A 14,007-nucleotide genomic window follows, 5' to 3' on the forward strand; every position below is an offset into this window, starting at 1 on the left:
ACCTCCTGGTGGCACGGTGGGTCGAGTCGAGCGCTATGGACGGCCAATGGCCGGGATGACGCCGGGTCAGGGGACGACGAGCGACTGGATGCTCACGGCCGCCGCCGCGCGGGCCCACTCCTCGAAGGGCAACGGGCGGATGGAGAGGGGGCACCGCGCGGCGGCGCCGAAGGCCTGCCGTTCGAAGCTGGCCCGGATGTGGCTGTCGAACAGGTCGTACGCGGCCAGCCCCTCACCGGAGACGACGATGCGGGTGGGACCGACCAGGTTCGCGACGGCCGCGATGCCGCAACCGATCGCGCCGCCGGCCCGGGCGAAGACGGCCCGCACCTGCTCGTGACCGGCGCGGGCCAGGGCCACCGCGTCGTCGATGGTGAGGTCGGGGCGGCCGGTGCGGTCCCGGGTTTGGGCCACGATGGCGTCGGTGCCGGCGATCGACTCGACGCAGCCGCGACCACCGCAGTGGCAGTCCGGGCCGGTGGCGTCGACGGTGAGGTGGCCGATCTCGCCGGCCACACCGTACGACCCGGAGACCAGGCGGCCGTTGACGACGAGGCCACAGCCGATGCCGGTGCCCACGGTGACCAGGGCGAACGACTCGGCGCCCACCCCCTCGCCGAACCAGTGCTCGGCGGCGGTGAGGGCCTTGACGTCGTTCTCCACGGTGACGGTGAGACCGGTGCGCTGGGCGGCGAGTCGACCCAGCGGCACGTCCCGCCAGTGCAGGAACGGCGAGTAGCGCACCAGGCCGATACCACGGTCGATGTCACCGGAGAGGGCCAGCCCGAGCCGGCGGACCCGGGTGCGGTCACCGGGGAACGCGCCGAACAGGTCGTCGGCGAGCCGGCCGACCTCGGTGAGGACCGCGTCGACGTCGGGGTCGTGCAACGGCCGGCGGGCGCTGGCATGGACCTGCGCGCGCAGGTCGCAGACCACGCCGATCACCTCGTCGGCGGTGATCTTCACGCCGAGGAAGAACTCGCGTTCGGCGCGTACCGCGAGAGGGCTGGCGGGGCGTCCGGCGCCCGGCCCGGAGCGCTCGGTGGCGGCCAGTTCGTGCAGGTAACCCAGGTCGATGAGCGGCCGGGCGGCCTTGGTGACGGCGGCGGAGGAGAGCCCGAGCCGGCGGGCGAGCGCGACCCGACTCACCGGCCCCTCGGTCAGCACCGTCGTGAAGACCGCCGTCGCCGCCGGTGGCCCGGCGAACGTACCGGTGTCGATCCCAGGAAACATGGACGAAATCTAAGGCGAATATTTAACTTCTTCAAGTATTGATTTGCCTCAGTGCTCCGTCCTAGAGTCGGCGATGCGCCGGCCACGGCAAACTCAGGTCGCCGCCGCGCGTACGCCGAGGCCGACCAGAAGCACGCCGGTCAGCCGATCGAGCGCTCGTCGCACCGATGCGGTGCGCAGCAACCGGGCGGCGGCACCCGAGACGACGGTCCAGCCGGCGAGCCAACAGGTGTTCAGCGCGGCGTGCGCCGTGGCGAGAAGCACCATCGGCACCAGCACCGGTCGGCCCGGTTCCAGGAACTGCGGTGCCAACGTGAGGTAGATGGCGGCGGCCTTCGGGTTTAGCACGTTGCCGAGCAACCCTTGCAGGTACGGGTGGTTCACCCGTCAGGGCAGCCTTCGGGCGGAAACCGTCGGTCGCCGTGCCGCCCCCAGACGACGGCGCGACGCGGACCAGAGCATCCAGAGCCCGAGCCCGACCAGACCAGGAAACCGAGCACCGCGACCCCGTGCATGCTCAGACCACCACCCGGTAGTGGGTGGTGAACAGTCCGGCGTCGTCGTACACGTGGAACGCGACGCCGGGCGGCTGGGTCTGGGTGGCCAACGGCCCCTCGCCCTCCCAGGGCATCCGCAGGGTGGAGACCACACCCGGCGCGATCCGCAGTGGACGGCCCGCGAAGGTGCTCGCGGCGGCGGTGTGGAAATGCCCGGTCAGCACGGCGACGACCTGTGGGTGGGCGGTGACGAGTTCGGCCAGGGGGTCGGCCGGCAGTAGCCGCATCGGATCGATGACCGGGTGGTGCAGCACCACCGGCGGGTGGTGCAGGGCGATGAACGTCGGCGTCCCGGCCGGCACCGAACCCAGCTCGCCGGCGAGCCAGGCCATCGTCTCGTCGTCCAGGTGACCGTCGTCGGCACCGGGCACGGAGGAGTCGGCGAGGAGGAAGACCGCTCCGGCCACGTCGCGGCGGGCGTTGATCGGGCCGGTGCCGCCGCGGTCGTCACCGAGCAGACCCTTGCGGTACGCGTCACGCACATCGTGGTTGCCGGGACACACCATGACCGGCAGCGGGGACTCGAAGAGCTTCGCGGCGGTCTCGTACTCGGCCACCTCGCCGTGGTCGGCGATGTCCCCGGTGATCAGGATCGCGTCGACAGGTCGTGGCAGGGCGTGCAGGTAGTCCATGACCCGGGCCGTCCGCTCGGCCGACCGGGGGTGGCTGTCGAGGTGGGTGTCACTGAGGTGCGCGATGACCAGCACGAAGTGTCTCCTAACGGCTATCAACATCAGAGCCGGCGGGGACGCTACTCTCGGCCAGGTTGGCCGCGCGCCGCGGCGGGCCGAGGCCGACCGCGGCGCGACAGCCGGCGCGGTCAGCTCCGGGAGCGCGGCAGGCAGTCCTTCTTGTACTTCAGGCCCGAACCGCACCAGCAGGCGTCGTTGCGCTCCGGTGGCCAGGCGATCCGTGCGCTGGGCCGCGCCGACACCTCGGCCGCGTAGCCGGCCCGGACCGCCGGATCGGCCGGATCGCCGCCACGTCGACCCGCGAACGCGGTCAACCCGGCCACTGTCGCGCCGAACACACCCAACCCGGCCTGACCGGCGCCTCTGAGCCGAACCAACTCCGTCTCCAACCGGCCCCGGTGCGCGTCCCAGTCCGGCCCGTACACCTCCGTGAGGGCGGGATGCTCCGCGAGCAGGCGATCGAACTCGTCCCGCGGCCAGAAGAGCAGGTCCGACTCGGCGTCCCGACGCTCCCCGGCCCGCCGCACGAGCTGGGTCTCCAGCCGGTCCGCCAGGTCGTCCTGCCGGTCGTGCGGCAGGTTCAGGTTTCGGCGTACCCGATGCCGCTGTTGCAACAGGAAGAAGGTCACACCGGGCGCGTCCGGCGGACCGAGATCGACCACCGGGTCGATCGTGGTGCTGGCCGGGCCGGACGCCGCGGCCGCCCGTTCGTTGAGCAGTGTGTCGACCGCCTCGCTCAGCCACGTCTCGGCGGTCGTCGAACGCCCACCGGCGTCCAGCGCGGCACTGACGTAGGCGGGGGCGTCGGGCTGCACGAGCAGCAACGGGCGCAACGCCGTCAACTCCGCCATCGCCTCGTCGTCGTGACCGCCGGCCCGGAACAGGGCGCGGGCCCGCAGCGCGCGGGCGAACCCGGCCCGAGGGTCGTCTCCGGACGGGTACGCCGCCAGGGCCCGCTCCGCGTACCGAAGCGCGGCCTCGGGCCTGGCCCGGATCTCCGCGATCTCGGCGGCCAGCGTCAGCGCGTCCCCGGCGTCGTCCGGATCTTCCAGCCGGCCCTGCTCGGCGGCCTCCGCGAGGTCGGCGGCGACACCGAGCGGATCGGCCGTCCCGAGCGCCGAGCGGCGAAGTTCAGCGAGGTCAGCCTTGGTGAGTTTCTCTCTCGTCGGCACGATCTCACGGTACGTCGGGGTGCTCGCGGTATGCGGGCAGATCACCTGTAACGCCGCTCTCATGCCGCCCGCCGGGCGCGGACTACGACCAGGCGCCGGCCGCCGCAGCCTGAGCGGCGTAGCTGTCGAAGTCCAGCGGCTCCCGTCCGAGAACCCGACGTACCCCGTCGGTCGGCTCGGCGAGATGGCCCGCCCGCATCCCGGCGAACAGGGCGTTCAGCGCCGTGGCCGTCTCCGCCGGGTAACCCTCGGCGAGCAGTTCGGCGTGGTACTGCTCCGGGGTGAGCTCCACGTAACGGATCGAACGGCCGCTCACCCGGGCGATCGTCGCCACCGCAGCGGCGAAGGTGAGCGCACGGGGGCCGGAGAGGTCGTACACCTGTTCGTGGTGACCTGGCGACGTCAACAGCGTCGCGGCCACGTCGGCGACGTCCTGGGCGTCGACGAACGGCTCCGCGGTGGCTCCCATCGGCAGGGCCAGCCGACCGTCGAGCAGCGGTTGGCGGAACAGGTCCTCGCTGAAGTTCTGACTGAAGTTGTTCGGCCGGATGATCGTCCACTCGATGCCGGACTTCCGCACCGCCTCCTCGGCGGCGACCATGCCGGGGGAGAAGTCACCGACCCGGTCGATCCCCCGGCCGGAGAGCGCCACGATGCGGCCGACACCCGAGTCGACCGCCTGGGTCACGAAGTCGCTGGCCAGCGCGGGGTCCTCCGGCGCGAGCAGGTAGACAGCCGAGGCGCCCGCCAGGGCCGGCCGCCAGGTGTCCCGCCGCGCCCAGTCGAACCGCACCTCACCGGAGCGCGAAGCGGCGCGGGCGTGCCGACCCGCCGCCCGCAGTGTCTGGACCAGCCGGCGACCGGTCTTGCCGGTGCCGGCCATCACGAGTGTCGAAGGTGCGTCCGTCGTCATGGCCACGAGTCAACCCGCCCGGTCGCGGGCGGGACATGTCCTGTCGTACGACGGGCATGTCCGATCGTCCGCGAGCTGTCCAGCGCGATCTATCGTCGATGTCATGGACCCGTTCGACAGTCTGCTGCGGGGTGTGCACGCCGAGGGCACGGCCTTCGGCCGGTCGGTGCTGACACCGCCGTGGGCGCTGCGGTTCACCGACGGCGCGCCGCTGACGCTCTGTGTCCCGATGCGGGGCGAGGGCTGGATCTCCCATCCGGAGAGCGACAAGCCGCGCCTGGTCCGGGTCGGGGAGGCGGCCACCGTGCGCGGGCCGGCGCCGTTCGTCTTTTCCGCCGAGCCCCGGTCGAGCTTCGAGCCCGGGGAACTCCGGGACGTCCGGCGCGGCCAGACCGGGGTGGTCGACGCGGTGGGCGCGGATCACAGCGACCGTCTCGTGCTGCTGGTCGGGGTCTACCACGTCCGGGGTCGGGTTCCCCAACGGCTGCTGGGCGCGCTGCCGCCGGTGCTCGTGGTGCCGGAGGACCAGGACTGCGCCGCGCTGCGCGACTACCTGGACGCCCAGCTCGACGCGGGCCGGCCCGGACGGCAGGTCGTGCTGGATCGACTGCTGGACTGGTTGTTGGTGTGCACGGTGCGGGACTGGTTCGACCAGCCGGAGGCCGAGGCGCCCGGCTGGTACCGCGCGCTGGGCGACGACACCGTCGGTCCGGCGCTGCGGGCCATGCACGACGCGCCGGGCCGGCCGTGGACACTGGCCAGCCTGGCCGCGCAGGCCGGGGTGTCCCGGTCCACACTGGCCAAACGGTTCACCGCGCTGGTGGGCGAACCGCCGCTCACCTACCTGACCGACTGGCGCATGACCCTGGCCGCCGACATGCTGGCCGAATCGACGGCGACTGTCGCCGCCGTGGCGCGTCACCTCGGGTACGCCGACGCGTTCGGCTTCAGCGCGGCCTTCAAACGCGTGCACGGCATGAGCCCGAGCGGGCATCGACAGCTCGCCCGCGTCGACGCCACGGCGGCGTGACCGGCAGTCGACAGCCGCTCTGCAAGGCCCTGAGCCGGTCGACGAGTGGCCGCAGAACCAACGAACTACGGTCATCTGCCGTCAACCCGCCGTCGGTAGCGTCCGGTCGCCAGTTTCCCGACCAGGTCGCACAAAGGCGGAGTTATGGGCACCGTGGATCGCCGTACGTTCCTCAAGGCGATGGGAGTTCCCGCGATCGGCGCGGCGCTCCCGTTGGACCTCAGCAAGGCGCTCGCCATCCCGGCGAACAACCGGACCGGCTCGATCAAGGACGTCGAGCACGTCATCATCCTGATGCAGGAGAACCGCTCCTTCGACCACTACTTCGGCACCATGCGGGGTGTACGCGGCTTCGGTGACCCCCATCCGGCGACACTGCCGTCCGGCAAGGACGTGTGGCACCAGCCCAGCGGGGCCGACGAGCTGCTGCCCTTCCGCCCCGAGGTGAAGGATCTCGGCCAGACCTTCCTGCCGGACCCGCCGCACGGCTGGAACGACGGGCACGCCGCCTGGAACGACGGCCGGTTCGACAAGTGGGTGCCGAACAAGGGCGTCACGGCGATGACCTACCACACCCGCCAGGACCTGCCGTACCACTACGCGCTCGCCGACGCCTTCACCGTCTGCGACAGCTACCACTGTTCGCTGATGGGGCCGACCGACCCGAACCGCTACCACATGTGGAGCGGCTGGGTCGGCAACGACGGCAAGGGCGGCGGCCCGGTCATCACCAACGCGGAGGCCGGTTACGACTGGTCCACGTACCCGGAGCGGCTGGAGCGCAACGGCATCTCCTGGAAGATCTACCAGGACGTCGGCACCGGTCTCAACGCCGCCGGGTCCTGGGGCTGGACGAACGACCCGTACATCGGCAACTACGGCGACAACTCGCTGCTCTACTTCCACCAGTACCAGAACGCGCAGCCCGGAACGCCGCTGGCCGACAGGGCCAAGACCGGCACCGAGGTCAGGACCCAGGGCCGCGACCCGGAGGCGCTGCTGGCCGACTTCCGCGCCGACGTCGAGGCGGGACGCCTGCCGGAGGTCTCCTGGATCACCGCGCCGGAGGCGTACACCGAGCACCCGAACTGGGAGCCGGCGTACGGCTCCTGGTACATCTCCCAGGTCATCGACATCCTCGCCGCGAACCCCGAGGTGTGGAGCAAGATGGCGCTCTTCATCACGTACGACGAGGAGGGCGGCTTCTTCGACCACGTGGTCCCGCCGACGCCCCCGCAGACCCGTGAGCACGGGCAGTCGACAGTGCCGACCACCAACGAGATCTTCCCCGGCGACGCCGACCACCCGGCCGGGCCGTACGGCCTCGGCATCCGGGTGCCGATGGTCATCGTCTCGCCGTGGACGCGCGGCGGCTACGTGAACTCGCAGGTCTTCGACCACACCTCACTGATCAAGTTCCTGGAGGCGCGGTTCGGGGACGGCCGGCCGGACCTGATCGAGAAGAACATCACCCCGTGGCGGCGAGCCGTCGTCGGCGACCTGACCACGGCGTTCGACTTCCGGCACCCGAACCGCTCGCGCGAGGTCAGGTTGCCCGACACCGACGATTTCAAGCCCGAGGATCTGGTCCGGCACCCCGACGAGGTGCCGGTCCCGCCGGCGGACCAGCGGCTGCCGAAGCAGGAGCACGGGGTACGCCCGGCGCGGCCGATCCCGTACACCCTGCACGCCGACGGGCGCCTCGGCGACGACTCGTTCCGGATCGACTTCCGCAACTCCGGCGGGGTCGCCGCGGTCTTCCAGGTCCGCCAGGCGGGCAGCGCGGACGCCCCGCGCAGCTACACCGTCGAGCCGGGCAAGCAGCTGACCGACACCTGGCCGGTCACCTCCGGGTACGACCTGTCGGTGCACGGACCGAACGGGTTCTTCCGCCGGTTCACCGACGGCCGGTCCCACCTCGACGTCACCCCCTCGTACGACGAGCGCGACTACAAGCTCGCCCTCACGCTGAAGAACCGCCTGTCGAAGCGGGTCGAGGTGACCGTCCGGGACGGGTACAACTCGCGTCCGGTCACGTTGTCGCTGCGCCCCGGCGAGACCGAGCGCGCCACCTGGGCGCTCGCCCGCACCCACGGCTGGTACGACCTGACGGTCTCCGTCGCCGGTGACGCCGACTTCGCGTACCGCTGCGCGGGTCATGTCGAGAACGGCAAGGACAGCATCAGCGACCCGGCCCTCGGCGGCCTGGTCTAAAGCGGTGTCGCGTCACCCGGGCCGCTGCCGGCCCGGGTGACGCGGGTCGCCTCGCTGTCGGCCCGCGGCCTCGTCGCGCAGCCCCGGACGTCCGTTGGTTGGAGGCTCATCACGGCCTCCGCCCGCCCGGACCCTCCGTTCCCGGTGGAGACACGGCGCGGCTGATCCGGTCGCCGAGCCGACGCAGGTGGTCGACCAGCTCCACTGGCTCGTGGACGGTGAAGTCGCACCCGAGAAGCGTGAGCCGGAAGGCGAGCCAGTCGACGGTGTCTTCCGGACTGTGCCACCGGCACGACGCGTCGTCGAGCGGCACCAGCTCTCCGGCGTGGTCGCCCAGCCGGGCAGCCGCCTGCTCAGCCGGCACCGCGAGCGTCGCCACCGCCCGGAAGACTGGCACCAGGCTGTGCAGCTGGTTGGTCACGAACGCGGACGCGTCGTCGGTCGGTAGCTCGCGGCGCGCCACCCGTACCCCCGTTGTGGAGGCGTGTTCGATGCGGTCGACGCGGAACGTGCGCCAGTCCTCGCGCTCGTTGTCGTAGGAGACGACGTACCACCGACGGCCCACCACGACGAGCCGGTGCGGTTCGACGAGCCGCTTGCTGACGCCACCATCGCCGTCGCGGTAGTCGAAACGGACCCGCTCGTGTGCCGAGGCCGCCGCCGCGAGGACGATGAGCTGCGTCGGGTCGACGAGCGACACCGCCGCCGCGGTCGACGACACGGTGGCCGCGGTGAGGGCGCTGACGTGGTGGCGCAGCCGCGGCGGCAGCACCTGCTGCAGTTTGGCGAGCGCCCGCACCGACGCCTCGGCGATGCCGGCGACCGGTTGCCGGGCGGCGGTGTGCAGGCCGACCGCGATCGCCACTGCCTCCTCGTCATCGAGCAGCAGCGGTGGCATCGCCTTACCCGCCACCAGCCGGTAGCCACCCAGCGCGCCCAGGCTGGCCTGGACCGGGTAGCCGAGCTCACGCAGCCGGTCGACGTCGCGGCGCACCGTCCGCGGGGTCACCTCGAGACGCTCGGCGAGTTCGCTGCCGGGCCATTCGCGGGGCGTCTGCAGAAGGGAGAGCAGTCGTAACAGGCGGGCCGGTGTGTCGCGCATGCTCCCATGATGGTCCTCGATCTAGGACAGGTAACAGCCTAGATCAGGTCTACCGTCGCCCATCTGGGTGCGCGAACGCCGCACCAGAATGAGGAGACGGACCGATGAAGGTTGTTCCCGACGGCTACCACACCGTGACCCCCTGGATCATCTCGCCGGGAAGCACGGGCGCTTTGATCGACTTCATCGTCGGCGTCTTCGACGCCACCGAACTGGGGCGCATGGAGGTGGACGGGGTGATCGGCCACGCCGAGGTGCGTATCGGGGACTCGGTCGTGATGATGTTCGACAAGCCCCAGTGGCCGGCCACGCCCGCCTTCCTGCGCCTCTACGTCGCTGACGACGCCGAGGTGCTCCGCCGGGCCGTCGCACACGGCGCGAGCGTCGTCACCGAGCCGACCGAGCTTTTCTGGGGCGACCGGGTCAGCCGCTTCCGCGACCCGATCGGCAACCTGTGGTGGATCCACCAGCGCGTGGCGGAGCCCACCGAGGAGGAGATGGGTCGACGGCTCAACGACCCCACGTTCACCACGGCAATGGAGTACGTCCAGGCCGCCGACTTCTCTCCCCACGGCTGACCGCGCGCGCCCGCCTTCCCCTGCACGGGTGGCGGTGCCGGCCGGCTACGGCACGCGTCCCAGGTACGCCAGCATCGCCTCGCGGCTGCGCGGCAGGCCGTACTCTCCGACGAGCATGGCCACGTTGCCGAACTCCTGCCCGTCGATCAGCCACGGCTCGGTCGACCGGCCCAACACCTCGGCGAGCCGTCGCTGCCGGGGCGGCAACACTGCGGCCGGCGTCCCGGCCGCTGCCGGACCGTCCGGGAACGCGAGGCGCAGCGCCACCCCCAGCACCGTCAACGACCGCTCGCCGCTGACGGTGGGCAGCCGGTCGAGCAGCGCGTCGAAGGCGCGGTCCTCGTGCTCCGAACCGAGCTGCCGCAGAGCGAGGCCCGCGTAGCCCCCGCGATCACCGTCGAGGAACGGCACCCACTCGCCCTCGGCCGGCCCGGTGCTGGCGTCGTCGGGTGACGCTGACACCCAGGCCAACAGCTCCTCGACGGTCGCCGCGTCCGCCGCCGCGCCGAGGACCCGGACCCGACCGACCGCGGCGGCCCAACGGAGCAGCGGGCGCGCATCGGCCAACCACCGAACGTCCGGCGCGGCACCCAGCAGCCCCGAGGCCACCAACATGGTGGCCAGCTCGCCGGGAGTTGACTCGACGCCCGGCTCCTCAGCGGCGTCGAGCGCGCCGGCCAGTGCGGAGACACTGCCGTCGGCCTCCTCCGGAAACCAGGCGAGGGCGTACGCCGCAACCGTCCGCACACCCGGATCGGAGTGCGTCAGCAGGGTGCGAAACACCGGAACGCCGGCGCGCACCGCGTCGTAGGTCGCCAACTCGACGTACGCCCACAGCCGACCCTGCTCCGCAGCGGACAGCGACTCGACGTACGTGTACTCGACGTACTCCTTCTTCGACTCGTCCGCGCCGGTCCACGGTGGCGGCTTCGCGGCCAGCAGCTCACGCCCACCCTCGGCGGCCCGGCGGTACTCGGCCACCGGAAAGCCCTCCGGCAGGACACCCTCGTCGTACCCGATCGCCAGGGCGCTCAGCAGCCCGAGCACCGCCGCCGGGTCCGGGGTGGCCGGATCGGCGAGCAGTTCCAGCAGGAACGGCACCGCGTACGCGCTCGCCTCGAACCGGCTGCCCTGGTGGAAGACGTTGGTGTAGAGGTCGCCCAGGGCCTCGTCCCGAGTGGCCGAGTCGGGGGAGAGCAGGGCCCGCAGCTGGTCGGGCACGTCGTCGGCCGCCCCGTAGGCGTGGCCCAGCCGCGCCCAGTCGATGTCGTCAAGTCCGTCGAGCACGCCCCATGCTCTCCCACCCCACCGACAGTCAGCGGGGGTGGTCGTCAGAACTCCTCGTACACCGCCGGGTCCTGGTCCGCGAGCCGCCCGTCCGGGCGGCCCAACGCGGTGATGGCCTCGACCTGCGCGTCGGTGAGCTTGATGCCGAAGACGTCCAGGTTCTCGGCCTGCCGCTGCGGGGAGGCGGCCTTGGGCAGCGGAATCACCTGACGGGCCACGTGCCAGGCGAGGATCGTCTGGGCCGGGCTGACGCCGTGCGCGGTCGCGATCTCCACGACGACGGGGTGCTCCTGCAGGTCGTTGCCACGACCGAGCGGGCTCCACCCCTGCACCAGGATGCCGTGCTCCCGGTGGTAGTCGATCGCCTCCTGCTGCGGAAAGTACGGGTGCACCTCGATCTGGTTGACCACCGGGGCGACCCCGGTCTCCGCCACCAGCCGCTCGATGTGCTCGGGCAGGAAGTTGGAGAGCCCGATGTGCCGAACGAGCCCGCGCTCACGCGCCTCGATCAGCGCCCGCCACGCCTGCACGTACAGGTCGACCTTCGGGTTCGGCCAGTGGATCAGGTACAGGTCGACCCGGTCGAGGCCGGTGCGGAACACACTCTCCTCGATCGTGGTCAGCGCCTCGTCGTAGCGGTGGTGCCGCCCCGGCAGCTTCGAGGTGACGACCAGCTCGTCCCGCACGTCACCGGCCGAACGGGCGGCCCGACCGACCGCGCCCTCGTTCTCGTAGTTCACCGCCGAGTCGATCAACCGGTAGCCCGCCCGGATCGCCTGACCGATCGCGTCGACACCCGCCGAGCCGTTCAGCCGGTACGTGCCGAGCCCGATCGCCGGCAGGGTCGTACCGTCGGCGGCCGTCAGGTGCGGAATCGTCATGATTGGGACCCTACCCGCACGTGGGGGCGTCTCGGATGGCGAGTGCGGCTTGGACGAGCGCGGCATGGGTCAGCGTCTGGGGGTAGTTGCCGAGGTGGGCACCCGTCGCGGGATTCAACTCTTCGGCGTAGAGGCCAAGCGGGCTGGCGTAATCGACCATGGCCCGGAACAGCTCGACGGCTTCGCGTCGACGCCCGGTGCGGGCAAGGGCCTGAACGAGCCAGAATGAGCAGGGCAGGAACGCGCCCTCGGTGCCGGGGAGGCCGTCACGTCCGGGCGGGTAGCGGTAGAGCAGTGGACCGCCGGCGGACAGCCTGTCCCGGATGGCGTCGATGGTGCCCCGCACCCGGGGTGACTCGGCCCGGTCCAGGTCGAGCAACGGCAGAACGAGCAGGGCCGCGTCGAGATCCTGCGAGCCGTAGCTGCGGACGTAGCTGACCGCCGTCGGGTCGAAGCCGCGCGTCCGGACCTCGGCGGCGATGGCATCTCGGGATTTCTGCCAGCGTCGACGTTGACGGTCCCGCAGGGGGTGCGTGTCGGCGATGGCCAGGGCGCGGTCCAGGGCGAGCCAGCCCATGAGCTTGGAATGGACGTGTTGGTGGGGCTCCCGTACCTCCCATATGCCGGCATCGGGCTCCTGCCAACAATCGGCGACCACGTCGGCGAAACCGCGCACCGCGCGCCACGTCTCGGAGTAGAGGCGGTGCCCGGCCTGAGCGAACGACCAGGCGGCGTCAATCACCCAGCCGTAGCCGTCGAGCTGGTGTTGACCGGCGGCATCGTTGCCCACCCGTACCGGAAGGCTGTCGAGGTAACCGGGCCAACCGGATAGTTCTCGTTCCGCTGGTACGTGCCTGCCGTGAAGGGTGAGCAGCGCCGGCAGGCGCGGCCGTTGCAACCGGCTGGCGTGCAACAGCCACGCGAGGAAACCGCGGGCCTCATCGGTCTTGCCGACGCTGAGGAAGGCGCTGACGCCGATGCTGGCGTCCCGGGGCCAGACGTAGCGGTAGTCCCAGTTTCGTCCCCCACCGGGATCCTCGGGCTGTGACGTGGTGGGTGCGGCCACCGGCGCTCCCGAGGGCGAGTAGGTCAGCAGCCGCAAGGTGAGCAGGCTTCGTACGACGTGTTCGCGGAAAGGTAGCCGCTCGTCGATCTCCGCGGTCCAGGCCCGCCATCGAGCCTCGTCCTCGATGAGCAGTTCCCAGGCGGCCGTCGGCTCGACGTGGATCACCGGTTCGCGGTGGGCCACAGCCAGTACGAAGGTGACCGGACGGCCTGGCCTGACCGTGATGGTGGTGGGCCGACCCGGTTCGATCCTGAAGGCGGGCGTGCTGTGCAGCGCGACCGCAAGCGCCCCCCACTCACACACGAGGGCCTGGCGCCGGTGGTGGGTTCGCGGCCGGCGGTGCCGTGCGCCAAGGCGGGGATCGAACTCCACCACCGCGTCGACCGCTGCCTGCTCAGCCGAGAGCCGTCGCACGATCAGGGTCGTGGGCAGCAGGCGACCGCTGACCTCGGCCACCATCGCCTCCGTGAGGCGGAGCCGGCCACTGCCGACCGACCAGGTGGTCTCCAGGGTGGCGGTGTGCTGCCGGTACCGTCGTTCGACGACCGTGGCCGGCCGGGCCGGGCCGACCCGGAACGTTCCGGCTTCCGTGCCCCCGACCAGTCGGCCAAACAGGGGATCGCCGTCGAAACGTGGTACGCAGAGCCAGTCCATCGCGCCGTCACTCGCGACCAGGGCGGCGGTGCGAGTGTCACCCAGCAGACCGTAGTCACTGATTGGTGGCCCATCAGCCATGGAGATCGCTCCCTGACGAGCCGCGCTGGCGAACAGCGTGCGTCAGACGGGGACAACAGGCGGGCGCGGTCACCTCGCTTGGAGGAGCAGACCGAGACAGGCCCCGTAGATGACGTGAACGACAGCCGTGACCAGGGGGGTCTGGATGCCGTAGTTGAGGGCGAACAGTCCGGGCGGCTCCAACACCGCCGTGCTGGCCGGTCCCGCCCGTTGCGAGGCCATGCGCGGGTGGACGCCGGGAAGCAGTGGAAGAATGACCGTCAGCGCGATCCCGACGTGCAGAATCCCGAACAGCGCCCCGATCCACCAGGTGGCGCGGTCCAACAGCGCGAACGTGGCCGCGTAGCCGAGAGCGAACCCCTGACCGGCGCAGAGGTGAAGGAAGAACCCGACGACCCGCGCCCGGTCGGGATCCTCGGTGACGAGGGTCCCGAGCACCAGGGGAAGGTCGAGCCGAGTGAGGCCGGCCAGTTGTGCGGTGATCATCGATGCGGTGAGCGCCGCGGTGGCGACCAACCCGAACAACGCCCATCCGGCCCAGTCCATC

The 14,007-nt window shown here is 71.4% G+C and carries 13 protein-coding genes; 3 read left to right on the top strand and 10 right to left on the bottom strand.

Annotated elements, in window-relative coordinates:
• Window positions 1-66 precede the first annotated feature (66 nt).
• From ACFYL6_RS00680 to ACFYL6_RS00700, 5 genes are all read right to left on the bottom strand, one after another.
• On the bottom strand, window positions 67-1,233 hold the full coding sequence (locus tag ACFYL6_RS00680) for an ROK family protein (RefSeq protein WP_387165722.1): 1,167 nt from the start codon (window positions 1,231-1,233) through the stop codon (window positions 67-69).
• 93 nt (window positions 1,234-1,326) lie between these two features.
• Window positions 1,327-1,617, bottom strand: coding sequence for a LysE family translocator (locus tag ACFYL6_RS00685; protein ID WP_387165724.1), 291 nt, complete (start codon window positions 1,615-1,617; stop codon window positions 1,327-1,329).
• Between the two features lie 133 nt (window positions 1,618-1,750).
• A complete protein-coding gene (locus ACFYL6_RS00690; RefSeq protein WP_387165726.1) occupies window positions 1,751-2,497 on the bottom strand; it encodes a metallophosphoesterase in 747 nt (248 codons plus the stop codon).
• Window positions 2,498-2,610: 113 nt separating this feature from the next.
• On the bottom strand, window positions 2,611-3,654 hold the full coding sequence (locus ACFYL6_RS00695) for an SEC-C metal-binding domain-containing protein (RefSeq protein ID WP_387165728.1): 1,044 nt from the start codon (window positions 3,652-3,654) through the stop codon (window positions 2,611-2,613).
• Between the two features lie 82 nt (window positions 3,655-3,736).
• On the bottom strand, window positions 3,737-4,567 hold the full coding sequence (locus ACFYL6_RS00700; RefSeq protein WP_387165730.1) for an NAD(P)H-binding protein: 831 nt from the start codon (window positions 4,565-4,567) through the stop codon (window positions 3,737-3,739).
• Window positions 4,568-4,670: 103 nt separating this feature from the next.
• Between ACFYL6_RS00700 and ACFYL6_RS00705 the strand changes: the two genes are divergently transcribed.
• Window positions 4,671-5,597 (top strand): AraC family transcriptional regulator, encoded by a 927-nt coding sequence (locus ACFYL6_RS00705; protein WP_387165732.1) that lies wholly within the window; start codon window positions 4,671-4,673, stop codon window positions 5,595-5,597.
• 144 nt (window positions 5,598-5,741) lie between these two features.
• A complete protein-coding gene (locus tag ACFYL6_RS00710) occupies window positions 5,742-7,811 on the top strand; it encodes a phosphocholine-specific phospholipase C (RefSeq protein ID WP_387165734.1) in 2,070 nt (689 codons plus the stop codon).
• A gap of 109 nt (window positions 7,812-7,920) precedes the next feature.
• On the opposite strand, the gene ACFYL6_RS00715 is transcribed toward ACFYL6_RS00710, so the two are convergent.
• Complete coding sequence (locus ACFYL6_RS00715) at window positions 7,921-8,913, bottom strand: helix-turn-helix transcriptional regulator (RefSeq protein ID WP_387165736.1); 993 nt, start codon at window positions 8,911-8,913, stop codon at window positions 7,921-7,923.
• A 104-nt stretch (window positions 8,914-9,017) separates the two neighbouring features.
• Between ACFYL6_RS00715 and ACFYL6_RS00720 the strand changes: the two genes are divergently transcribed.
• Entirely contained in the window at window positions 9,018-9,491 is a 474-nt protein-coding gene (locus ACFYL6_RS00720) for a VOC family protein (protein ID WP_387165738.1), read from the top strand.
• Window positions 9,492-9,536: 45 nt separating this feature from the next.
• Here ACFYL6_RS00720 and ACFYL6_RS00725 read toward each other — a convergent pair whose 3' ends face one another.
• The 4 genes from ACFYL6_RS00725 to ACFYL6_RS00740 all read right to left on the bottom strand — a co-directional run bounded on the left by ACFYL6_RS00725 (window position 9,537) and on the right by ACFYL6_RS00740 (window position 14,006).
• On the bottom strand, window positions 9,537-10,778 hold the full coding sequence (locus tag ACFYL6_RS00725) for a hypothetical protein (RefSeq protein ID WP_387165740.1): 1,242 nt from the start codon (window positions 10,776-10,778) through the stop codon (window positions 9,537-9,539).
• A 44-nt stretch (window positions 10,779-10,822) separates the two neighbouring features.
• Window positions 10,823-11,659 carry an aldo/keto reductase gene (locus ACFYL6_RS00730; RefSeq protein WP_387165742.1) on the bottom strand — a complete coding sequence of 279 codons (837 nt, stop codon included), beginning with the start codon at window positions 11,657-11,659 and terminating at the stop codon, window positions 10,823-10,825.
• Between the two features lie 10 nt (window positions 11,660-11,669).
• Window positions 11,670-13,460 carry a glycoside hydrolase family 15 protein gene (locus ACFYL6_RS00735; RefSeq protein WP_387165744.1) on the bottom strand — a complete coding sequence of 597 codons (1,791 nt, stop codon included), beginning with the start codon at window positions 13,458-13,460 and terminating at the stop codon, window positions 11,670-11,672.
• A gap of 69 nt (window positions 13,461-13,529) precedes the next feature.
• On the bottom strand, window positions 13,530-14,006 hold the full coding sequence (locus tag ACFYL6_RS00740; protein WP_387165746.1) for a hypothetical protein: 477 nt from the start codon (window positions 14,004-14,006) through the stop codon (window positions 13,530-13,532).
• Window position 14,007 lies beyond the last annotated feature (1 nt).

It is taken from the genome of Micromonospora sp. NPDC007208 (assembly GCF_042869175.1).
Lineage (GTDB): Bacteria > Actinomycetota > Actinomycetes > Mycobacteriales > Micromonosporaceae > Micromonospora > Micromonospora foliorum.

Bases quoted from the DNA above. Each gene is read 5' to 3' on its own strand.
- ACFYL6_RS00680 (WP_387165722.1), bottom strand. From the start codon at position 1,233: ATGTTTCCTGGGATCGACACCGGTACGTTCGCCGGGCCACCGGCGGCG.
- ACFYL6_RS00700 (WP_387165730.1), bottom strand. From the start codon at position 4,567: ATGACGACGGACGCACCTTCGACACTCGTGATGGCCGGCACCGGCAAG.
- ACFYL6_RS00705 (WP_387165732.1), top strand. From the start codon at position 4,671: ATGGACCCGTTCGACAGTCTGCTGCGGGGTGTGCACGCCGAGGGCACG.
- ACFYL6_RS00710 (WP_387165734.1), top strand. From the start codon at position 5,742: ATGGGCACCGTGGATCGCCGTACGTTCCTCAAGGCGATGGGAGTTCCC.
- ACFYL6_RS00715 (WP_387165736.1), bottom strand. From the start codon at position 8,913: ATGCGCGACACACCGGCCCGCCTGTTACGACTGCTCTCCCTTCTGCAG.
- ACFYL6_RS00720 (WP_387165738.1), top strand. From the start codon at position 9,018: ATGAAGGTTGTTCCCGACGGCTACCACACCGTGACCCCCTGGATCATC.
- ACFYL6_RS00730 (WP_387165742.1), bottom strand. From the start codon at position 11,659: ATGACGATTCCGCACCTGACGGCCGCCGACGGTACGACCCTGCCGGCG.
- ACFYL6_RS00735 (WP_387165744.1), bottom strand. From the start codon at position 13,460: ATGGCTGATGGGCCACCAATCAGTGACTACGGTCTGCTGGGTGACACT.
- ACFYL6_RS00740 (WP_387165746.1), bottom strand. From the start codon at position 14,006: ATGGACTGGGCCGGATGGGCGTTGTTCGGGTTGGTCGCCACCGCGGCG.